The sequence below is a fragment of the Baekduia sp. genome (genome assembly GCF_035318805.1).
Taxonomy (GTDB): domain Bacteria; phylum Actinomycetota; class Thermoleophilia; order Solirubrobacterales; family Solirubrobacteraceae; genus Baekduia.
This window is the reverse complement of sequence record NZ_DATHDY010000050.1, coordinates 1-21306: the sequence shown is the minus strand read 5'-3', so window position 1 is coordinate 21306 and position 21306 is coordinate 1. Positions and strand designations below refer to the sequence as shown.

At 72.9% G+C, this 21306-nt stretch carries 19 protein-coding genes; 11 read left to right on the top strand and 8 right to left on the bottom strand.

The genetic code is table 11. The features are described 5' to 3' along the window. Window positions 1-35: 35 nt before the first annotated feature. Complete coding sequence (locus VK501_RS11700; RefSeq protein WP_324337595.1) at window positions 36-1406, bottom strand: hypothetical protein; 1371 nt, start codon at window positions 1404-1406, stop codon at window positions 36-38. A 111-nt stretch (window positions 1407-1517) separates the two neighbouring features. Here VK501_RS11700 and VK501_RS11695 point away from each other — a divergent pair, with 111 nt between their 5' ends. From VK501_RS11695 to VK501_RS11685, 3 genes are read left to right on the top strand one after another with little or no spacing between them, the layout of a single operon-like run. Further along, window positions 1518-2102 (top strand): TetR/AcrR family transcriptional regulator, encoded by a 585-nt coding sequence (locus tag VK501_RS11695; RefSeq protein ID WP_324337594.1) that lies wholly within the window; start codon window positions 1518-1520, stop codon window positions 2100-2102. Then, complete coding sequence (locus VK501_RS11690; protein ID WP_324337593.1) at window positions 2099-3364, top strand: acyl-CoA dehydrogenase family protein; 1266 nt, start codon at window positions 2099-2101, stop codon at window positions 3362-3364. The genes VK501_RS11695 and VK501_RS11690 overlap by 4 nt, the downstream gene beginning before the upstream one ends. Then, a complete protein-coding gene (locus tag VK501_RS11685) occupies window positions 3364-4443 on the top strand; it encodes a phosphotransferase family protein (protein WP_324337592.1) in 1080 nt (359 codons plus the stop codon). Before VK501_RS11690 ends, VK501_RS11685 begins: the two co-directional genes overlap by 1 nt. A gap of 87 nt (window positions 4444-4530) precedes the next feature. Here VK501_RS11685 and VK501_RS11680 read toward each other — a convergent pair whose 3' ends face one another. Beyond that, window positions 4531-5421 (bottom strand): cytochrome c oxidase assembly protein, encoded by an 891-nt coding sequence (locus tag VK501_RS11680; protein ID WP_324337591.1) that lies wholly within the window; start codon window positions 5419-5421, stop codon window positions 4531-4533. A 3-nt stretch (window positions 5422-5424) separates the two neighbouring features. After that, complete coding sequence (locus VK501_RS11675) at window positions 5425-6267, bottom strand: DMT family transporter (RefSeq protein WP_324337590.1); 843 nt, start codon at window positions 6265-6267, stop codon at window positions 5425-5427. A 248-nt stretch (window positions 6268-6515) separates the two neighbouring features. On the opposite strand from VK501_RS11675, the gene VK501_RS11670 reads away from it, so the two are divergent. From VK501_RS11670 to VK501_RS11660, 3 genes are read left to right on the top strand one after another with little or no spacing between them, the layout of a single operon-like run. After that, on the top strand, window positions 6516-8984 hold the full coding sequence (locus VK501_RS11670; protein ID WP_324337589.1) for a hybrid sensor histidine kinase/response regulator: 2469 nt from the start codon (window positions 6516-6518) through the stop codon (window positions 8982-8984). Window positions 8985-9002: 18 nt separating this feature from the next. After that, window positions 9003-9749, top strand: a complete 747-nt coding sequence (locus VK501_RS11665; RefSeq protein ID WP_324337588.1) for an HD-GYP domain-containing protein — start codon at window positions 9003-9005, stop codon at window positions 9747-9749. Next, on the top strand, window positions 9749-10114 hold the full coding sequence (locus tag VK501_RS11660) for a response regulator (protein WP_324337587.1): 366 nt from the start codon (window positions 9749-9751) through the stop codon (window positions 10112-10114). Before VK501_RS11665 ends, VK501_RS11660 begins: the two co-directional genes overlap by 1 nt. An 18-nt stretch (window positions 10115-10132) precedes the next feature. Here VK501_RS11660 and VK501_RS11655 read toward each other — a convergent pair whose 3' ends face one another. Then, entirely contained in the window at window positions 10133-11677 is a 1545-nt protein-coding gene (locus VK501_RS11655) for an aldehyde dehydrogenase family protein (protein WP_324337586.1), read from the bottom strand. A gap of 108 nt (window positions 11678-11785) precedes the next feature. Here VK501_RS11655 and VK501_RS11650 point away from each other — a divergent pair, with 108 nt between their 5' ends. From VK501_RS11650 to VK501_RS11630, 5 genes are all read left to right on the top strand, one after another. Then, complete coding sequence (locus VK501_RS11650) at window positions 11786-12316, top strand: hypothetical protein (RefSeq protein ID WP_324337585.1); 531 nt, start codon at window positions 11786-11788, stop codon at window positions 12314-12316. A gap of 117 nt (window positions 12317-12433) precedes the next feature. Then, window positions 12434-13564 (top strand): substrate-binding domain-containing protein, encoded by a 1131-nt coding sequence (locus VK501_RS11645; RefSeq protein ID WP_324337584.1) that lies wholly within the window; start codon window positions 12434-12436, stop codon window positions 13562-13564. Beyond that, window positions 13561-14322 (top strand): GntR family transcriptional regulator, encoded by a 762-nt coding sequence (locus VK501_RS11640; protein ID WP_324337583.1) that lies wholly within the window; start codon window positions 13561-13563, stop codon window positions 14320-14322. The genes VK501_RS11645 and VK501_RS11640 overlap by 4 nt, the downstream gene beginning before the upstream one ends. After that, window positions 14319-15356, top strand: coding sequence for an SIS domain-containing protein (locus VK501_RS11635; RefSeq protein WP_324337582.1), 1038 nt, complete (start codon window positions 14319-14321; stop codon window positions 15354-15356). Before VK501_RS11640 ends, VK501_RS11635 begins: the two co-directional genes overlap by 4 nt. A 239-nt stretch (window positions 15357-15595) precedes the next feature. After that, complete coding sequence (locus VK501_RS11630) at window positions 15596-16945, top strand: sialidase family protein (protein WP_324337581.1); 1350 nt, start codon at window positions 15596-15598, stop codon at window positions 16943-16945. A 16-nt stretch (window positions 16946-16961) separates the two neighbouring features. On the opposite strand, the gene nagA is transcribed toward VK501_RS11630, so the two are convergent. The 4 genes from nagA to VK501_RS11610 form a co-directional block, all read right to left on the bottom strand. Continuing rightward, complete coding sequence (nagA, locus tag VK501_RS11625) at window positions 16962-18113, bottom strand: N-acetylglucosamine-6-phosphate deacetylase (RefSeq protein WP_324337580.1); 1152 nt, start codon at window positions 18111-18113, stop codon at window positions 16962-16964. A gap of 53 nt (window positions 18114-18166) precedes the next feature. Beyond that, window positions 18167-18625: a peptidylprolyl isomerase gene (locus VK501_RS11620; protein WP_324337579.1), complete on the bottom strand. Its 459-nt coding sequence runs from the start codon at window positions 18623-18625 to the stop codon at window positions 18167-18169. 58 nt (window positions 18626-18683) lie between these two features. Next, window positions 18684-19742, bottom strand: coding sequence for a hypothetical protein (locus tag VK501_RS11615; protein WP_324337578.1), 1059 nt, complete (start codon window positions 19740-19742; stop codon window positions 18684-18686). Window positions 19743-19811: 69 nt separating this feature from the next. Further along, the gene (locus tag VK501_RS11610) at window positions 19812-21233 is read right to left on the bottom strand and encodes a DEAD/DEAH box helicase (protein WP_324337577.1); all 1422 of its coding nucleotides are present in this window, start codon (window positions 21231-21233) and stop codon (window positions 19812-19814) included. Window positions 21234-21306 lie beyond the last annotated feature (73 nt).

The following is a 21306-nucleotide window of genomic DNA, read 5'->3' as shown; positions in this document are numbered from 1 at the left end:
ACGGCGCGCGGCCCGGGCCGGGACACGCCGTCCCGCTACTTCATCGCCCGCGTGGCGGGGCCGGTGTACTGCTTGCCGTCGGGAGCGGTCCAGCGCACGCGCCACTCGCGCTTGGCGTCGCCGCGACTGGCGCTGCGCGTCCAGTAGCCGTGGCTGTTGGTCGTCACCGTGGTCAGCGTCTTCCACGAGCTGCCGACCTCGTGCTGCTGCACGGTCACCTTGGTCGCGCCCGTGGCCGGGCGGGCCAGCCCCCACAGCGTCACCTTGGCGCCGCTGGCCGACTCCTTGGCCACCAGCGGGAGCCGGAACCCCTCGAGCGACGGCTTCGCCTTGCCGTCCGAGGTGCGCAGTCCGGACTCGAAGCCGCTGTACTTCTCGCTGGCGGCGACGCCCTCCTTGGGCAGGTCGTCGGTGAGCAGGTACTGGGAGAACGCCGCGACGCGCGAGTTGTAATAGGCGATGCGCTCCGAGTAGGACCGGTACTCGGCCTGGCGCTGGAGGCTGACGCCGAAGATCGGGTCCGGCGTGCTCTGGATGCCGAACTCGGTGAGGTAGATCGGCAGGTTCTTGCTCAGCACGCCGGCGTTCGCCGCCTTGTCCACCGCCGAGACCAGCCGCGGCAGCACGCCGATCATCACGTCGTTGGGCTTGGTGGTCTTGAACTGCGGGCCCGCGGCGCTGGTGTAGGCGTGATGCGCGTAGCCGTCGACGCGCAGCTTGGTGCAGCTCCCCGTCTTCTTGTACTTGTCGTTGAGGCACAGCGCGCCGCGCAGGAAGGTCAGCGGCGCGACGTCCTTGCCCGTGCCGGTCGGGGCGGTCTCGCCCATCAGCACCGGCTTGGTGTCGCCGGCCGCGGAGAGCCCGCGCAGCGCGGCGGCGTAGAGCCCGCGGTAGATCGCCGGCGAGGCCGGGCGGCCCTTGCTGTCGTACTGCGGCAGCAGGAACTGCGGATGGTTGGGCTCGTTCCAGATCGACCAGCGCGTGACCTCGTCGCCGAAGTGCTTGGAGACCGCGGTCATGAACATGCGGAACTCGTTCGGGCTCGGGCGCGTGACCGTGTCGACCGCGCCGTTGGTCGCCCAGCGCGGCACGAAGCCCGACACCGTGAGCTGCACCGTCCAGCCGCGCTGCTTGGCCTCGTCGAGCACGGGCTGGTACTTGGACCAGTCGTAGGAGGCCGGGTCGGTCATGTCGAGCTTGGGCTTGACGCGCGAGTCGGCGTCGGGCGCCACGTCGTGCCAGTACAGGACGATGCGCAGCGCGTGGGCGCCGAGGCCGTCGATCTCGTTGAACGCGCCCTCGCGCTGCGCGGGATCGAAGAGGTCGCGCGGCGCCTCGAAGGTGACCTCCTGGCTCGTCCTGGCGTGCGCGGCGGGCACCGCCACGAGCAGGAGCGCGGCAAGCATCAACGGAAGCAGGCGGAGAAGTCGGGTCATCACAGGTTGGGACACGCTAGCGACGAAGGAAGTTGCGCGGAGCTTGCGCCGGCCGCCGTATTGGCATACCTTCGAGTAGGTATGTCAACTCGCGCCGCCGCCGCGGAGGTCACACGCGCGCGCCTGATCGACGCGTCGATCGAGCGCTTCGCCGCCGACGGCCTGGGCGCCAGCTTCGACGCGGTGGCCGCCGACGTCGGCGTCACCAAGGGCGCGCTGTACCACCACTTCGGCTCCAAGGAGGGCCTCGTCGAGGCCGTCTACAAGGAGGCGATCCGCCGCCACGCCGGCCGCGTGATCGAGGCGTCGCAGAGCGGCGCCGGACGCGAGCGGCTCTTCGCGCTGGTCGACGCGTCCGCCCGCCTCTACGGCTCGCGCACGCCGTTCTACCGCCTGCTGGTCTCGCTGCACCTCGCCGCCGCGATGGAGCGCCCGGCGCTCGCCGACACCGCCCGGCGCGCGCAGCGCACCCAGCGGGACTTCATGATCGAGCTCGTGCGCCAGGGTCAGCGCGACGGGTCGATCCGTGCCGACCTCGACGCCGAGGCCGTCGGCCTCACCGTCAACGCCGCGCTCGAGGGCTTCCTGACCCAGCAGCTCGAGCCACCCACCGCGCAGCGCCGGTGGATCGCCAAGTTCCGTTCCCTGATGGAGGACCTCCTGTGAGCACCGCCGCCCCGCCGCGCGCCGACGCCGGCAGCATCGACTTCACCATCCCGCCCGAGCTGCAGGAGCTGCTGGGCCGGATCAAGGCCTACATCTCCGAGGACGTGCTCCCCGCCGAGGGCGACATCGCCGACCCCGACGACGTGCTCGCGTCCTGGGACGTCGTGGAGCGGCTGCGCGACCGCGCGCGCGAGCGCGGCGTCTTCACCCCGCACCTGCCCGAGGAGTACGGCGGCCTCGGCATCGGCGTGCTGGGCATGGCGCTGATCTCCCAGGAGGTCGGCGCGGCGCCGCTCGCCGCGCTGGGCATGAACTGCATGGCGCCCGACGAGGGCAACATGCACACCCTCCTGCTGGCCGGCACCGAGGAGCAGAAGGAGCGCTGGCTGCGCCCGCTGGCCGAGGGACGCACCCGCTCGTGCTTCGCGATGACCGAGCCCGACGTGGCCTCGAGCGACCCCACCAACCTGGAGACCAGCGCCGTCCGCTCCGAGGACGGCGGCGAGTGGATCATCAACGGCCGCAAGTGGTGCATCACGGGCGCCATCGGCGCGGCCTTCTCGATCGTGGTCGCCAAGACGGGGACCGACGAGGCCGCCGGCCATCGCAACTACTCGCTGATCCTCGTCCCGACCGACACGCCCGGCTGGACGGTGCAGCGCGATCCGCAGTGGATGGGCAGCCACTCGCCCGGCGGGCACCCGATCATCGACCTGACCGACGTGCGCGTGCCGGTCGGCAACCTGCTCGGCGCCGAGGGCGAGGGCTTCGTCATCGCCCAGAAGCGCCTGGCCGGCGGCCGGCTCGCCCACTCCATGCGCTGGATCGGCATGGCGCAGCGCGCGCTGGACCTGAGCACCGCGCGGCTGCTGCAGCGCGAGTCGTTCGGCAAGGAGCTCGCGCGCCACCAGATGCTGCAGGCGATGATCGCCGACAGCGCGATGGACCTCTACGCCTCGCGGCTGATGGTGCTCCACACGGCCTGGAAGCTCGAGCACGGGCTCCCCCACCGCCAGGAGGTCGCGATGACCAAGACCTTCGTGTCGGAGGCCTTCGGCCGCATCGCCGACCGCGCCGTGCAGATCCACGGCGCCGCCGGCATCGCGCTCGACCTGCCGGTCGGGCGGATCTACCAGGACGCGCGTGCCGCGCGCATCTACGACGGCGCCTCGGAGGTGCACCGCATGACCATCGCGCGCGAGCTGCTGAAGCTCGCCATGCAGGGCGAGTCCACGAAGGCCGCGACCGGAGATCTCGCCTGATGGCCCACGAGATCGCTCCCGACGACGTCGTCCGCACCCACGAGGAGGCCGCGGCCGGCGAGCGCCCGCCGCTGCTCGTGCTGGAGCCGCTGCTGGCGTTCCTCGATCGGCACGACCTCGGCGACGGCGAGCCCGAGATCCGGCCGATCGGCGACGGGCACTCCAACGCGACGTACCTGTTCGACCGCGGCGGGTCGCGCTTCGTGCTGCGCCGGCCGCCGCGCCCGCCGATCCCACCCTCGGCCAACGACATGCTGCGCGAGGCGCGCGTGCTCGGCGCGCTGGAGGGCCGCGCGCGGGTGCCGCGCGTGCTCGCAGTCTGCGACGACGAGGCGGTGCTCGGCGCGCCGTTCTACGTCATGGAGGAGGTGATCGGCCACGTCGTCACCACGGCGATGCCGCACATCCTGGACACGCCGGAGCAGCGCCGCCGCACCGCCGAGGAGCTGATCGACGCGCTCGTGGAGATCCACGCCGTCGACTGGCGCGCGGCGGGGCTGGAGGGCTTCGGCAAGCCCGACGGCTACCTCGAGCGCCAGCTGCGCCGCTTCCTCGGCCTGTGGGACCACAACAAGACGCGCGACATCCCGGCGGTCGAGCGCGTCGGCGCGTGGCTGGCGGAGCACCGGCCCGCGTCGCCGCCGGCGACGATCGTGCACGGCGACTACCGGCTGGGCAACGTGCTGCTGGCGCCCGAGGCGCCCGCTGAGGTCTTGGCCGTGCTCGACTGGGAGATGTCGACGATCGGCGATCCGCTCGCCGACCTCGGCTACCTCTGCACGCTGTACGTCGACCGCGACGACCCGTCGCTCGGGAAGTTCGAGATGTCGAGCGTCACGCGCGACGACGGCTGGCTGTCGCGGGCCGAGCTGATCGCGCGCTACGAGGAGCGCTCGGGGCGCTCGATGACCGACATCCGCTGGTACCAGACGCTGGCGTTGTGGAAGTCGATCGTGTTCATGGAGGGCAACTTCAAGCGCGCCTCCTCCGGCATGAGCGACGACCCGTACCTCAAGGCCTTCGGCGACGGCGTCGCCGCGCTGGCCGAGCGGGCCGAGGGGCTGACGCGGGCCCGCTGATCAGGCCGGCCGGTCGCGGCCGCGGCCGCGACCGCGTGCGCATCGAGCCGCAAACCGGAGTCTCAAGCGCGTAGGGCGCCGCGACCATCACTCCTCCCCGCCGCCCTCCCGCTCGATCCGCGCGCGCAGCTCGGCCGTGCGGCCCGCCGCCACCGCCCGCCCCGCGCGCTCGTCGGTCAGCGGCACGCCCCGCGCGGTGGCGAGGTCCAGCAGCTCCTGGCGCTCGTCGTTCTCGCGGGCGGCGCGCAGGAACAGCCAGCAGAACAGGCCGATCGTCAGCAGCGACTCCTCCACCATCATCACCGCGCCGGCGGCGACCTGGTCGCTGTCGGGCGACAGGCCGTGCGCGGCCTCGCCGGCCGCGTAGGCGTGGTAGAAGGCGCTGCCGCCGAACAGCAGCGCGTTGGCCAGCGCCGCGCCGACGAGCCGCACGGCGAGGATGTAGCCCGCCTTCCAGCCGGTGGTGAACCACGCCGGCATCGGCAGCGGGCCGAAGAGGCACATCCAGACGTTCGCGCCGAAGTAGACGAAGCACAGGTGCTGCAGCGCGTGGATGCCGTCGTGGTGCAGCGCCGCCTCGTGCAGCGCCGGGACGTGCCAGGCGTACAGGTCGATCGCCCACAGCGGCAGCGCGACCAGCGGATGCGCCAGGATGCGCAGCCGGTCGAAGGCCCTGATGCGCAGGATCGGCGCGAGCACGGGGCCGGTGAGGCCGAGCACGAGCAGCAGCGCGCCGACGTCGGCGATCAGCAGGTGCTCGGCCATGTGCGCCCAGAAGAGCTCCTCGCTCAGCGACCCCAGCGGGGAGACGAGCACGCCGGCGATCACCAGCACGCCCGCAGAGAACGCCGCCTGCCGGATCGGCGGCACCGCGCGCGGGGTCCCGCGGAGCGTCGCGACGCGCCGCGCGTAGAGCACGACGCTGATCAGCGCCGGGGCGAGCTGCAGCGGTGCGACCTGGAACGCGGCGGCAAGCATCGCTCACCCCGCCGCGACCGCGGCGATGCCGCCGAGCGCCAGGACCACGCCCACCTGCTGCAGACGCGCGAGGCGCTCGTGGAGGACCACGGCCGCCAGCAGCACGGTCGCCACCGGGTACATCCCGCCGAGGACGCCGACGACGCTGAGGTCGCCCTTCGTGTTGGCCAGGATGACCAGCGACGTGGCGGCGAGGTCGATCGTGCCGACCGCGGCGATGCCGAGCGCCAGGCGCCGGCTCGGGCGCGCACGCGGGCGCTGCGCCAGCACCACGGCCGCGACGAGCGGGATCGGCGCGGCGCGGGCCAGCGTGATCGTCCACAGCACCGAGGCGTCGGCCGGCGCGTTGGTCAGCACGAAGAACCCGCCGAAGCCGACGGCGGAGATCAGCGCGAGGACGATGGCCGTGCGCCCCGCGGCCGCGGCCTCGGCGTCGGCGTGCTCCTGGCGCGAGGCGAGCACCACGCCGATGACGATCGCGGCGAGGCCGGCCGCGGCGATCAGCGACGGCCGGTCGCCCGAGATGACGCCGGCGACGACCGGCAGCGCGGCGCCGGTCGCGGAGATCGGTGCGACCACGCTCATCGTCCCGATCGCCAGCGCGCGGTAGAAGCAGCCGAGGGCCAGCACGCCCGCGAGGCCGCCGCCGATCGCCGAAAGCGCGTCGCGGGTCTCGGTGAAGAAGGGCTCCCCGGAGGCGACGGTGATCGTCGCGACGACCAGCAGCCCGCCGCCCTCGACGAGCAGCAGGACGATCGGGACCGCGACGCGGCGGCTAGCGAGCCCGGCGAGGAAGTCCGACAGGCCCCAGCACGCCGCGGCGGTGATCGCGAGGGCGATGGCCATGGACCGGGGATCGTGGCAGGGCGCGCGGCTCGAGGTCGCCGCCCTGCAGGGGGATGGCGGGGACGCTCGTCCCGGCGCTCTCGGCGGCCGGCGCGGACCGCTGCGACACGCCGGGGCCGGCCGGCCCGAAGATCAGCTGCCGCAGGTAGTGGGCGCGCCCGAACCCGCCCGTCCCCGCCGTCGCGACCGCCACCACCGCGACGCCGACGAGCACGCCCGGAAGCGCCGCGCGGGAGATCCGCGTACGCGTGTCCCCCGTCCCCGGTACCTTCGTGCGCGTGCGCCGGCTTTCCATCGCGCGCTCCATCCAACTGGCGCTCTTGGGATTGACGATCGCTCTCACGGCGATCGCTGGTTTCGGCGTGGGCGCCCTGTACTCCTCCCGGCAGCATTACGAGGACCAGCTCGCCCGGGCGTTCGAGGTCAAGGCGCAATCGGGGAATCTGCTCGCGGCATCGGTCGTCGAGGAGGCCACGTTGCGCGCCCAGCGCTCCGGCGGCGCCTCGGCGGCGGCCGAGCAGCGCGCCCGCCGCGCCTACGCGCAGGAGCTCGCCGACACCCGCCGCCGCGCCGACGACGACCCGCAGAGCCTCAGGCTGGTCGACCGTGCCGGCGCCGCCCAGGCCGAGCTGCGGCGCCCGCGCGCCCCGTCGGGCGCGGCGCTCGCCGCGCGCGCGCCGATCACCGCGCTGTCGCGCCGCCAGGACCAGCGCCTCGCCGCCGCCGACCACGACGCGCGCGACGACTCGCGCAAGGCGCTGGCGTCGATCACGGCCGCCGGCGGCCTCGCCCTGGCGGGCGCGATCGCGCTCGTCGCCCTCCTGCTGGCCGGCGTGCGCCGCCCGCTGGAGAGCCTCGTCGACGCCTCGGGGCGCCTGGCCGGCGGCGACCTGACCGCGCGCGTCAACGAGAACACCGGCCCCGACGAGCTCCGCCAGCTCGGCCGCTCGTTCAACGCGATGGCGACCGACCTCGAGCAGGCCAACGGGCGCCTGGACGCGGAGCGAAGGCGGCTGGCGGTGACGGTCCACAGCCTCGGCGACGGCCTCGTCATCGTCGACGACGAGGGGCTGGTCGCCTCGGCCAATCCGCGCGCCCTGCGCCTCGCGCCGGACCTGCAGACCGGACATCCGCCCGAGCTCGGCGGCCTCGCGCTGCCCAACACCGACGAGGCGCTGGGCGTCGAGGTGCTGCTCGAGCACGACGGCCGCACGCTGGCCGTCACCTCGGCGCGCCTGGAGGAGCACGCCGACGGCGGCGTGGTGTGGACGATGCGCGATGCGACCGAGCGCGCGCGCCTCGAGCGCCTCAAGAGCGAGTTCGTGGCGACCGCCTCGCACGAGCTGCGCTCCCCGTTGACCTCGATCAAGGGCTTCGTCGAGCTGCTGCGCACCGGCGAGACGCTCGACGACCGCCAGCGCGAGTTCCTCGACATCGTCCTCGTCTCCACGAACCGCCTGGTCGACCTCGTCAACGATCTGCTCGACGTCGCCCGGCTGGAGGCCGGCCGCGTCGAGGTCCACCGCCGCCCGATCGAGATCGGCGAGGTGCTCGACGACGTGACGACGCTGCTGCGCGGCCGCATCGAGGCCAAGCACCAGCGCGTGGTGATCGAGGTCGACGACGGCACGCCGCGGGTCCTGGCCGATGCGACGCGCCTGCGCCAGATGCTCACCAACCTGGTGACCAACGCGCACCTCTACACCGAGGAGCACGGCACGCTCACGCTCAGGGCCGGGACGTCGCCCTCGGGCGTGCGGATCGAGGTCTCGGACACCGGCCGCGGCATGAGCTCGGCCGAGCTGGAGCACGTCTTCGAGCGCTTCTCCCGCGGCTCGGGCTCGACCGGCACGCCCGGCACCGGCCTGGGGCTGTCGATCGTCAAGTCGCTGGTCGACCTGCACGGCGGGACCATCGACGTCGCCTCCACGCCCGGCGAGGGCACCACGTTCGCGGTCACGCTGCCCGCCGCGCCCGCGCCGGGCGTCGTCACGCGCCCTAGCGACGCGCTGCGCGGCCGCCGCGTGCTGGTCATGGACGACGAGCCGGAGACGGCGCGGCTGATCGTCGAGCGCCTGGAGCCGTTCGGCGTCGAGTGCGAGGTCGTCAACGACGGCGCCACGGCGCTCGAGCGGCTGCGCACGGAGGCCTTCGACGCGATGACCCTGGACGTCCTCATGCCCGGCATGAGCGGCTTCGAGGTGCTGCGCGAGCTGCGCGCCGACCCGCGACTGGCCGACATGCCTGTCGTGGTGGTCTCGGTCTTCTCCGGCCGCGAGGCGCTCGCCGGCGAGTGGGTCGTCAGCAAGCCGATCGACGCCGAGGAGCTGGCCGACGCGCTGGGCTCCGCGGTGATGGCCGGGCGCGTGCGCGTGCTCGCCGTCGGTCGCGCCGGCATGCGCAACCACATGCGCGAGGCCCTGGACGATCTGGCCATCGAGCACGAGTGGGCCGGCACGCCCCTGGAGGCGGCGCGGCTGTGCGCGATGCGGCGCTTCGAGGTCGCGCTGGTCGACGCGGGGCTCCCCGACGTCGAGGCGGCCCTGGCGGGCCTGGACCTGCGCGGACGGCGCCTGCGGCGCTCGGTCGTGCTCGTCGCCGCCGACGAGCACGGCGTCCCGGGGCTCGCGCGGCTCGATGCCGACCCGGTGTCGGTGGGCGAGGCGGGGGCGGCCGTCCTGGCGCTCTTGGAACCCGCCGCCGCGGCGGACTTGTAGGCTCGTCGGCTGGAGGACATGCCAGGCAAGGGGATCACCACCGACATCTCGGTGCTGCAGGAGCGCTTGGCCACGGTCGAGCGATCTGCCGCTGAGAAGGAGCAGCAGCTCGAGCGTTACGCCGCGGACCTCCGCGAGACGTTCAAGCGCGAGCGCGATCGCCGCCACGAGCTGCGCCGCTCCTACATGGCCACGGTGCGCGCGCTCTGCAACGCCGTCGAGGCGCGCGACGCCTACACGGGCAAGCACGCCGAGCGCGTCGCCGCCTACGGCATGGAGATCGCGCGCGTGCTCGACGCGCCGTTCGCCGACGACCCCGAGGTCGAGTTCGGCTTCCTGCTGCACGACGTCGGCAAGGTCGCGGTCCCGGACGCGATCCTGTGGAAGCCCGAGCCGCTGACGCAGGAGGAGCGCACGCTGATGGAGCGCCACCCGCTCGTCGGCTGGGAGATCCTGCGCGAGATCGACTTCCTCGGCGAGGCCAAGCTCGTCGTCCGCCACCATCACGAGCGCTGGGACGGCGCCGGCTACCCCGACGGCTTGTCGGGCGACAGCATCCCGCTGGCCGCCCGCGTCTTCGCGGTCGCCGACGTGCTCGACGCGCTGACGACCGTGCGGCCCTACCGCGCGCCGTCGGAGCTGATCGAGGCGCGCTCGATGATCGAGGAGACGGCCGGCACCCAGTTCGACCCCGAGGTGGTCGGCGCGTTCCTGCAGATCCCGCTGGAGCGCCTGGACCGCATCCGCCTCGAGGCCGGCGACTGATGCGCAGCGTGCTGATCGTCGACGACGACCCCTTCATCCGCAAGCTCGTCGCGACGACGCTCGAGGACGTCGCGGGCTTTCAGCTCCACGAGGCCGCCAACGGCCTGGAGGCCGTGGCGCGCGCCGCCGAGATCCACCCCGAACTGGTGTTCCTCGACATCGACATGCCCCGCATGGACGGCATCGAGGCCTGCAGGCTCCTGCGCGAGCAGGACGAGGGCGCGTCCGGCGCGACGATCGTGATGCTGACCGCCGCTGGCGCCTCGGAGAACGAGATCCGCGCACGCTCGGCGGGCGCGGATCTCTTCCTCACCAAGCCGTTCAGCCCGCTCGACCTGCTCCGCCTGGTCGACGACCTGGCCTGAGCGGGCGGCGGCCGCGGCCTAGTCTCGCTTGCCGCGCCCGTAGAGGAACTTGAAGAACTTGCTCAGGCGCCCCGTCATCTTCGCGCTGTAGGGGTACATGTGGGGGTCGCGCTTCGTCGCGAAGCGCGTGACGAGGATCGCCTGCTGCTGGCAGTACTTGCGGATTCCCCCGGCGCCGTGGCGGGAGCCCAGGCCGGAGGCCTTCGCGCCGCCCATCGGCAGCTCGAGCGCGCTGTAGTTGACCAGCGCGTCGTTGACGCAGACGGCGCCGGCGTCGACGCGGCGCGCGACCGCCTCGGCGTGCTTGGTGTCCTTGCCGAACACCGATGCGCCGAGCCCGTACGGCGAGTCGTTGGCCAGTCGGATGGCCTCCTCCTCGTCGCGGACCTTCATGATCGGCAGCGTCGGGCCGAACGTCTCCTCGGTCATGGCCAGCATCGTGTGGTCGACGTCGACCAGCACCGTGGGCTCGAACCAGTACCCGGCGTCGTGCTGGCCGCGCGAGCCGCCGACGACCACGCGGGCGCCCTTGGCCTTGGCGTCCTCGACGTGACGCTCGACCGTGTCGACCTGCGGCGGGAACGTCATCGACCCGACGTCGACCGAGCCGGCCGCGCCCGTCCCCTGGCGCAGCGCCCTGGCCTTCTCGGTGACCTTCGCGACGAACTCGTCGTACACCGGCTCCTCGACGTAGACGCGCTCGACCGAGATGCACGTCTGGCCGCCGTTGAGCATGCCGTAGTACAGCGCGGTGTTGGCGGCGCGGTCGACGTCGGCGTCGGCCAGGACGATCATCGGGTCCTTGCCGCCGAGCTCCAGCGAGACGGGCGTGAGCGTGTCGGCGGCCGTCTTCATGACCTTCTTGCCGGTCGCCGTCGAGCCCGTGAACATGATCATGTCGACCTGCTCGACCAGCGCGGCGCCGGTGGCGCCGAGGCCGGTGGCGACCTGGAAGACGCCGTCCGGGATCCCGCACGCCTTCAGGCCCTCGGCCAGCTTGAGCGATGTCAGCGGCGTGATCTCCGACGGCTTGAGGATGACGCTGTTGCCGGCGGCCAGCGCCGGGATGCAGTCGCCGAAGGAGTTGGTGAGCGGGTAGTTCCACGGGCCGATGACGCCGACGAGGCCGAGCGGGCGGTAGCGCAGCATCAGCTTCTTGCCCTTGACCAGCACCGCCGAGGACTTGACCTTCTCGTCGGCGAGGTACTTCTCGGCGTTGCCGGCCCAGAAGCCGAACGCGGCGGCGCCGTAGGAGATCTCGGCGATCAGCGCGTCCTCGTAGGTCTTGCCGGTCTCGGACCGGATGACCTCGATGATCTCGTCCTGGTGGTCGATGACCCACTTCTGCATGCGCGTCAGGATGCGGGCGCGACCCTCGAAGCCCAGGGCCTCCCAGGCGGGCTGCACCTCGCGGCCGCGGCGCGCCATCGCGGCGATCTCCTCCGGCCCGACGTCGGGGCAGTGCGCGATGACCTCGCCGGTGGCGGGGTTCTCGACCGCGAACTCCTTCGCGCGGGGCGCGTCGGGGGTGATGACGTCCTGAACCTGCTCCGTACCTGCCATGGATGCCTCTCCGGTCGCTCAGCTGACGGTGTGTCAAGCCTACCGGCGTTCTCTGCGCCAGCGCGAGCGTCACGTTGGACGCGCTACAAACGTTGATGGACCGTACCCATGCGCCGCAACCTCGTCTACTTCCTGACCGGAGCGCTCCTCGCGCTCGCCGCCGTGCTCGTCGTCGATCCCGGCGCGAACGGCAACGGCGGCACCGCGCCGATGGCGCAGACGACGACCACCGGAGCACAGGACGCGGCGCGCCTGACGCGCTCCGTGCGCATCGCGCGCCAGCGCCACCAGCGGCGCCGCCGGGCACCGGCCGCGAGCGCCGGGGCGCAGGCGGCCACCAAGCAGCCCGCGACCGGTGGCGCGGCGGTGCCCTCCTCGTCCTCGGCCAGCGGGCCGACGCGCCCGGCGCCGACGCCAACCGTCCCCGGCGAGACCCCGCCCGCCACCACGACGCACGACGACGGCACCCAGACGCCGGCGCCCGTCGACCCCGCCGCGGGCACCACGACGCCGTCTCCCTCCGCACCGGCCGACGGCGGCTCCGGTTCGCAGACCACGACCCCGGGTAGCGGAACCAGCGCGGGCGTGACGATCCCGAACCCCGCGACGCCCGACGCGTCGGTCGGCCAGCAGCCGTAGCCCTCCGAAGTGGTGTAGTCCACTTCCCCTTGCTGGTCTAGACCAGTGGTGATACGGTCCCAAGGGACGGTGGCGCCCGCTCGGGACGCTCACCGCACCATCGCCCGAGGAGGAGAGATGTTCCCCAAGTTGACCCCACGAGCGACGGTCGGCGCGCTGCTGACCGCGTCGCTCGCGCTCGCCGCCGCCGGCTGCGGCTCCGACGACAACTCGTCCGGCACGTCGAGCACCAAGGCGGCGTCCAGCAGCTCGGACGGCGCCAAGATCGCGTTCCTGCTGCCGGAGAACAAGACGGCACGCTATGAGTCCCAGGACCGGCCGTTCTTCACCGACCGTGTGAAGCAGCTGTGTCCCAAATGCGAGGTGATCTACGAGAACGCCACGCAGGACGCCGCCAAGCAGCAGCAGCAGGCGGAGGCCGCGATCACCCGCGGCGCCAAGGTCCTCGTGCTCGACGCGGTGGACGTCGCGTCGGCCGGCAGCATCGTCAACCGCGCCAAGCAGGCGAAGATCCCCGTGCTGAGCTACGGTCGTCTGGTGTCGGACGCGCCCCTGGACTACTACGTGTCGATCGACCCCTACAAGGTGGGTCAGCAGCAGGCCCAGGTCCTGCTGGACGGCCTCAAGGCCCAGGGCAAGACCAGCCCGAAGATCGTGATGATCAACGGGTCGCCGACCGACTCGAACTCCGCGCCCTACAAGAAGGGCGCCAAGGACATCTTCGACAAGGCGGGCGTGACGGTCGTCAAGTCCTATGACACGCCCGACTGGAGCCCGGACAAGGCCCAGCAGGAGATGGAGCAGACCATCACGTCGGCCGGCAAGACCGGCTTCGACGCCGTCTACGTCGCCAACGACGGCATGGCCGGCGGCGCCATCGCCGCGATGAAGGCCGCGGGGATCGACCCGAGCAAGGTGCTGGTCACCGGCCAGGACGCCGAGGTCACCGGCGTCCAGCGGATCCTCAAGGGCGAGCAGCTCATGACGGTCTACCAGCCGCTGAAGGAGATCGCCGGCAAGTCCGCCGAGATCGCCGTGCCGCTGGCCCAGGGCAAGCCGGTCCCGGCGAACATCGCCACGAGCAAGACCGACAACGGCGCCGGCCAGGTCCCGTCCGTCCTCGTGCCCACCCTGTCGATCACCAAGGACAACGTGAACGACACCGTGATCAAGGACGGCTTCCTGAAGGCCGCCGACGTGTGCACCGCGGCCTACGCCGCGGCATGCAAGGACGCCGGCATCCAGTGACCTCGCGTGGAGGGCAGGGGACCGGCGCGGCGATGCCGCGCCGGCTCTCCGGGCGCAGCCCGAAGGGCGAGCAGCTCCGATCGATCCTGGAGGATCTGATCGGCACGCTGCGCCCCGGCGACCCCCTGCCCTCCGAGCGCGAGCTGGCCGAGCGCTACGACGTGGCGAGGATGACCGTCCGCTCGGAGATCACGCGCCTGGCCGCCGAAGGGCTGGTCGAGCGCGTCCAGGGGCGCGGCACGTTCGTCGCCGAGCCCCGCGTCGCCCAGGCGGCGGCGCTCAGCTCCTTCACCGAGGACATGCGGGCCCGCGGGCTGACCGCCGGCTCGCGCGTCCTCGGGCAGGAGACCGTTCCCGCCGACGCGGTCGTGTCACGCGGGCTGGAGATCGACCCGGGCACGCCGGTCGTCCGCCTGCGCCGCGTGCGCACGGCCGACGGCGACCCGATGGCCCTGGAGGAGGCGTTCCTCGACGCCGCCCGGTTCCCCGACCTGGCCGAGACCTCCCTCGAGGGCGCGTCGCTGTTCGACGTGCTCGAGAACCGCTTCGGCGTCCGCTTCCCGACGGCCAACCAGCGCGTCGTCGCGGTCGAGATCGTCGGCGAGGACGCCAACCTGCTGCGCGTCGCCCCCGGCCGCGCCGGCCTGAAGTTCCACACCATCTTGCTGGACGAGAGCGAGCGTCCGCTCGCCTACGCCTGGTCGCTGTTTCGCGGTGACCGCTACGAGATCCGCCTTCGACAGGAACGCCGTACATGACCGCTGCCGCATTGATGACCGCCGAGATGGCCGACCAGCCGCAGGTGCTCGCGGCGCTGGCCGGCCGCCGCGAGGAGCTGATCGCCCACGTCGGCGAGGCCGTCGGCGCTGCGCCCGCGGGCATCGTCCTCGTCGCCCGCGGCTCGTCCGACAACGCCGCGGTCTTCGGCCGCTACGTGCTCGAGCTGGCCACGCGGCGCCCGGTGGCGCTGGCCGCGCCCAGCCTCGTCACGCGCTACGGCGTGCAGGACGAGCTCGACGGCTGGCTGGCCGTCGGCGTCAGCCAGTCGGGCAAGACGCCCGAGATCGTCTCGGTGCTCGAGTCCTTCCGCGGCGCCGGAGCACGCACCGTGGCGATCACCAACGACCGCGAGAGCCCGCTGGCCGGCGCCGCCCACGCCACGATCGACACCGCCGCGGGCCACGAGCGCGCCGTGCCGGCGACCAAGACCGTGACCTCGCAGTTCGCGGCGTTCGCGCTGCTGGCCGAGGCCGTCGCGCGCGACGGCGTCACGCTGCCGTGGGACGCGGCCGCCTGGGCGGCGCTGCCCGGGGCGGTCGAGGAGATCCTCGACGACGGCGCGCCCGCCGTCGCAGCGGCCGAGGCCATCGGCGACGCGCAGGGCCTCGTCGCGATCGCCCGCGGCCTGCTGCTCGGCGCCGCGCTGGAGGCCGCGCTCAAGTTGAAGGAGATGACCGGCATCCTCGCCGAGGGCGCGTCGGCGGCCGACTTCCTGCACGGGCCGATCGCCGTGGTGCGCCGGGAGCTGCCGGTGCTCACGCTGGCGGGCGGCGGCCCGGCCGCGCCCGACGTCGATCGGTTCGCCGCGGCGGCCCGGGAGCGCGGCGGCCGTGTGCTGTCGATCGCGCCCGGCCCGGGCGCCGACCTCCCGCTGCCCGCTGTGCTCCCCGAGGGGCTGGCCGCGATCGGCGCGATCGTCCGCGCCCAGCAGCTCGCCCGCGAGGTCTCGCTCCAGCGCGGGATCGAGCCCGACACGCCGTTCGGCCTGTCGAAGGTCACCGAGACGCACTGAGCGCGACCTGAGGGGACAGTCCCCCACCCGCTGTCCGTGGTTGCCACCGCCAGCGCGCGGCGCGTAGCCTCCGATGCTGAGTGCAGAAGTTGCGTCGTCTCGCGGCCCTTGTGGCCTGCGGCGCCGCAGTGCTTGTGGCGTCGCCGGCGGCGGCGGCGGTCTCGCCGCTGGTGCGGGTGACCGGCGCGTCGCCGTTTGCGCTCGGGTGCGCCGGTCCGGGTCACGATCGGACGGGGACGGTGCACGAGAACGACGAGGTCGAGCCGTGGGTCGCGGTCGACCCGGCCGATCCTGATCACATCGCCGGCGCGTGGCAGCAGGACCGCTGGAGCGACGGCGGCGCGCACGGCCTGGCGACGAGCACGTCGATCGACGGCGGCGCGAGCTGGACCGGTGCGACCTTCGCGGACGTCAGCCGCTGCCCGCTGTTCGCGCTCTCCGGCGACCCGGGCGGGCAGGACCCGGGCAGGAGGTACGATCGCGCCAGCGACCCGTGGGTCTCGTGGGGCGCCGGCAGCCGCCTTCACCAGATCGCGCTGAGCGTCAGCCAACCGTCCGTGGGCCTCGGCCTCGAGGCCGGGATCCTGGTCAGCCACTCCGACGACTTCGGCGCCACGTGGTCTGACCCGCAGCTGCTCAAGGAGGACCACGGCGGCAACGTGCTCGACGACAAGGAGTCGATCACCGCCGACCCGGCGAGCGGCTACGTCTACGCGGTCTGGGACCGCCTGGTCGCCGAGCACGCGCACAGGAACCTGAAGGAGAGCGAGAACGCGATCGGCTACCACGGCCCGGCCTGGTTCGCCTCCAGCTCAGACAACGGCCAGACGTGGTCGCGGGCGCGGATGATCTACGACCCCGGGAAGATCGACCAGACGATCGCCAACCAGATCGCGGTGCAACCTGACGGCACGCTGCTCGACGTGTTCACGCTGACCAGGAACAGCCGGAAGCACCCCGGCAGCCGCCTCGACGTCGCCGTGATGCGCTCGACCGACCACGGCGCGTCCTGGGCCAAGCCGCGCAACGTCAGCAGGGTCGTCGAGCGCCCCGTCCGCACCCCCGGTGACCGCCGGCCGGTCCGTACCGGTGACATCGCGCCCGACATCGCCGTCGATCGCCGCACCGGCGCGATCTACGTCGTCTGGCAGGACGCGGCCTCCGGAACGCCCGCCGTCCGGCTCTCGAAGTCGACCGACGGCGGCCGGACATGGAGCGCGCCGCAGAAGGTGAGCGGCTCGCCGACCGGGACACCGGCGTTCACGGCGGCGGTCGACGTCAACGACGCCGGGGCGGTGGCCGTGACGTACTACGACTTCCGCAACGACACGCGCACCACCGCGACCGCCCTGACCGACTACTGGATCCGCACCTCGACCGACGGCGCCGCCACCTGGGCACCGTCGGAGCGCGTCACCCCGACATCGTTCGACATGAAGAAGGCGCCCATGGCCCGCGGCCACTTCGTCGGCGACTACGAAGGGCTCGACCACGCCGGCACGACCTTCAAGGTCTTCTTCGTGCAGACCAACACCACCCAGATCGGCACCAACCCGACCGACGTCTACGCCGCCGACGTCACCCCCTGACGGGGACGGGCGGCGATTACGCGGTGACCGCGAACTGCTCGGCGCCGTCGACCAGCGTGCGCACGACGCGCAGGTCGTCGTCGAGCACCGTGATGTTCGCCCGCGCGCCGGGACGCAGGATGCCGAGCCCCGGGTCGCCCAGCAGCCGCGCCGGGGCGGCGGTCGCGGCGCCGACGGCGTCGGCCAGCGACGCGCCGCACCCGACCAGGTTGCGCACCGCCTGGTCCATGGTGAGCACGCTGCCGGCCAGCAGGCCCTCGGAGAGCTCCGCGCGGCCGCCGTGGACCTCCACCGCGCGCCGGCCGAGCCGGTAGGTGCCGTCGCCCTGGCCGGCGGCCTCCATCGCGTCGGTGACCAGCGAGAAGCGGTCCCGGGCGGTCAGGAACGCCGCGTACGCGGCCTCGGGGGCGAGATGGACGTGATCGACGATCGCCTGCACCGTCACGCCCGGGCGCACGAGGGCGGCCCCGCCGACGCCGGGGTCGCGCGGCGCCCAGCGGCGATGCGCGTTGTAGAGGTGGGTGATCGCCCGCGCGCCGCGGTCGAAGGCCGCGCCGGCGGTCGCCGCGTCGGCGTCGCTGTGGCCGCAGGAGACCACGATGTCGCGCGCCACCAGCGCGCTGACGAGGTCCAGCCCGCCGTCGAGCTCGGGCGCGAGCGTGACCATCTTCACCAGGCCGCCCTCGCACAGCGCGAGCGCCTCGTCGACGTCGGGACGGCGCAGGAGCGCGGCGTCGTGGGCGCCCGGCCACCGCGGCGAGAGGTACGGGCCCTCGAGGTGGACGCCGAGCACGCGGGCGCCGCCGGTGCCGGGCGCGTCGGCGGCCGCGCGGAGCGCGACGGCCAGGGCGTCGTCGTAGTCGGCCAGCGGCGAGGTGATGAACGTCGGCAGGTAGCCGGTGACGCCGGTGGCCGCCAGCGCCACGCTCGCGGCGCGGTAGCCGTCGAGGTCGGTGGACAGGAAGTCGACGCCGACGAGGCCGTTGATGTGCAGGTCCAGGAAGCCGGGGACCGCGACGCCCGCCTCGCCTGCCGGTCCGGCGCCGACCTCGAGCACGCCCGCACCCGCGACGACGACGTCGCCCGGCACGAGCTCGCCGTCGACCAGCGCGGCGCGGACGCCCAGCCGCCGCGACGGGCCGGAGGAGAGAGTCGGAGGGCCGGTCATGTGGTCTAGACCACTATACCCTCCGGCCGTCTCCCCGGCCGGCGGCCGCTGCGCTACTCGGTGATCGTCAGGGACTCGATCCGCACGTCGTCGGTGGGCTTGTCGCGCGCGTCGGTGGGCTTGCCCTCGATGGTGTCGATGACGTCCATGCCCTCGGTGATCTGGCCGAAGACCGTGTGCTTGCCGTCGAGCCAGCCGGCCTCGGGGATCGTCACGAGGAAGAACTGCGAGCCGTTGGTGTTCGGGCCGGCGTTGGCCATCGCGAGCGCGCCGCGCACGATCTTGTGGTCGTTGATCTCGTCCTCGAACTCGTAGCCGGGACCGCCGGTGCCGGTGCCCTGCGGGCACCCGCCCTGGATCATGAAGTCCTTGATCACGCGGTGGAAGACGAGCCCGTCATAGAAGCCGTCACCCGCGAGCTTCTTGAAGTTCGCGACGGTCTTGGGGGCGTCCTCGTCGAAGAGCTCGATCGTGATCGGGCCCTCGCTCGTGGTCATCGTGGCCTGGGACATGCGGGGACCTCCGTGGGGTCGGGTCGGGTGAGACGAAGGGAGTGTGGCGCCGCCGGTGCTACCCGAGCAGCTTGAGCTCGGACACGCGGACGGTCAGGCCGTCGGGCGGGGGCGCCGTGAACCACAGCAGTACGTGCCGGTACTTCGTCGTGCCGCTGCCGAGGGAGATGATCTGCTTGTTGCCGGCACCGGTGCCGACGTCGGTGACGTCCTTGAGGTGCGCCCAGCGGGTGTCCAGCACGTCGGGCGGGAGCTCGTCGGAGTCGGTCGCGTAGACCTCCACCTTGAAGCCGGGCGTCTTGGTCGTCAGGTCGATCTCGCGGATGCCGCGCGTCTTGCCGAAGTCGACCGTGACGCCGGCGCCGATCGAGCCACTTCCGGGCGCGACGGTGATCGGGAACGAGGTCCCCGGATCGGCGTCGAGCGTCTTGGTCACGTCACCGGTCGCGGTGTTGCGCGTGTACGGGTCGTAGAGCGCGGCGGCGCTGCCGTCCAGCTTGATCGCCGTGGGCGCGGTCTCGGTCGGCGTGGTCGACGTCCGCGTGTCGGCCGTGGAGTCGGTGGACGAGCCGCTGGTGCCCGTCGATCCGGAGGACGTCGACGTGCCCGACGAGGTCGAGGAGCCCGAGGACGACGGGGTCGACGGCGTGGGCGTCGGGGTCGCGGGCGTCGGCGTGGCCGGCGTGCTGCTGGTGTCGGGCAGCGTGCCGCCGGGATCCGCGGGCGCACTGGTCGTCGGGGCGGCCGGCAGCGCGGAGCTGGCGGCCGGGTCCGTCGCGGGCGCGGGGACCGGCGCGGCGGGCTCGGCCGCGCTGACCTGGGCCAACTGCGTGCTCCCGGGCGCGGCGGAGCCGTCCTGCAGCGCGGCGTAGGAGGCGGCGACCGCGCCGCCGACGAGCACCGTGGTGAGCGCGAGGACCGTCACCGCGGCGCGCTTGCCGGGGAGGTTCGCGAGCCGGCCGGGCTGCGCCTGGCCGCAGTTGAGGCACCAGTCCTGGCCGTCGGCGAGCTCCGCCTGGCAGGTCGGGCAGGCGCGCACCGCGGGAGCGACCTCCTCGGGCGTCCCACCGCCCGGGGCGTCGGCCTTGGGGTCGTGATCGTGCTGCAGAAGGCTCATGAACAAGTTCTCACCATACCCAGAACGCCCTTCGGGGCGTCAGGGTTGCGGTCCTGCCTCCGAGACGGACTATGCGCGCGCCAGCTCCACCCGCAGCTTGCGGCCGGCGAGCTCGCTGCCGTCCACGGCCTCGACGATCCGGGCGGCCTCGCTGTCGGGCACCGAGAAGAGCGTGAAGCGCTCCAGGACCCGGACGTCGCGCACCGCCTCGCCGTCGAGCCCGGCGGCGCTGGTCACCGCGCGGATGACGTCGGAGACCTCGAGGCCGTCGGCGCGGCCGGCGCCGGCGAGCACCCGGCGGTACTGCTCGTCGCCGTTGCGCGAGATCTGCGGCTTGGTGTGGCGCTTGGGCGTCTCGACCACCGTGGTGGGAGCGGTCTTCGCGCCGGGCGCCCACTCGGTCAGCTTCATGCCGACATGCGCCTCGATCGCCGCCAGCTCCTTCTGCTGCTTGGGCTCCACGAACGTGATCGCGCGGCCGGAGCGGCCGACGCGGCCCGTGCGGCCGATGCGGTGCACGTAGGTGTCGGGCGAGGTCGGGACGTCGAAGTTGATGACGTGGGTGACCGTCGAGATGTCGAGGCCGCGGGCGGCGACGTCGGTCGCGACGAGGATCGGCACGCGGCCGCCCTTGAAGGACAGCATCACGCCGTCGCGCTGGCCCTGGCTCATGTCGCCGTGCAGCGCCTTGACGTTCATGCCGCCGTCGCGCAGCTTGCGGTAGAGCTGGTCGGCGCGGATCTTCGTGCGCGTGAAGACGATCGCCTGGGCGGGCTTCTCGGCGCGCAGTACGTTCACGAGCGTCTCGGCCTTCTCGTTGGCCTTCGTCTCGAGGCGGAACTGCTCGACCGTGTCGACGGTGAGGAACTGCGACTTCACCGCGACGACCTCGGGGTGATAGAGGTAGCGGTCGGCCAGCTTGCGGATCGGCGGCGGCATCGTCGCGCTGAAGAGCGCGGTCTGACGGCCGTTCGGCGTCATGTTGAGGATCTTCTCGACGTCCTCGAGGAACCCGAGGTCGAGCATCTCGTCGGCCTCGTCGAGGACCACGAAGCGGCAGGAGTGCAGCTGCAGCGAGGCCCGTGAGAGCAGGTCGAGCACGCGGCCGACCGTGCCGACCACGACGTGGCCGCCGGCGCGCGGCTGCGACTGCTGGCTGCGGATGGGCGCGCCGCCGAAGACCGCGACGACGTCGACACCCTTGCGCGCGCCGTAGGTGCGCAGCGCCTGCGTCACCTGGATGCAGAGCTCGCGCGTCGGGGTCAGGACGAGCGCCTGGACCTCGCCGACGGACGGGTCGACGTGCTCGACGATCGGAAGGCCGAAGGCTGCGGTCTTGCCCGAGCCCGTCTGGGCCTGGCCGATGATGTCGCCGCCGGCGAGCAGCGGCGGGATTGCCTGCTCCTGGATGGGGCTGGGCTTTTCGTAGCCCAGGTGGGCGAGCGCCTCGAGCAACGGCTTGGACAGCCCGAGTTCGGCGAAGGTGGCCACGGAGGGAGGTTAGGACGCGGGGTCGAGAAGGAGCTTGCCGCTGGTCCGGCGCGCCTGAAGGTCCTCGTGCGCG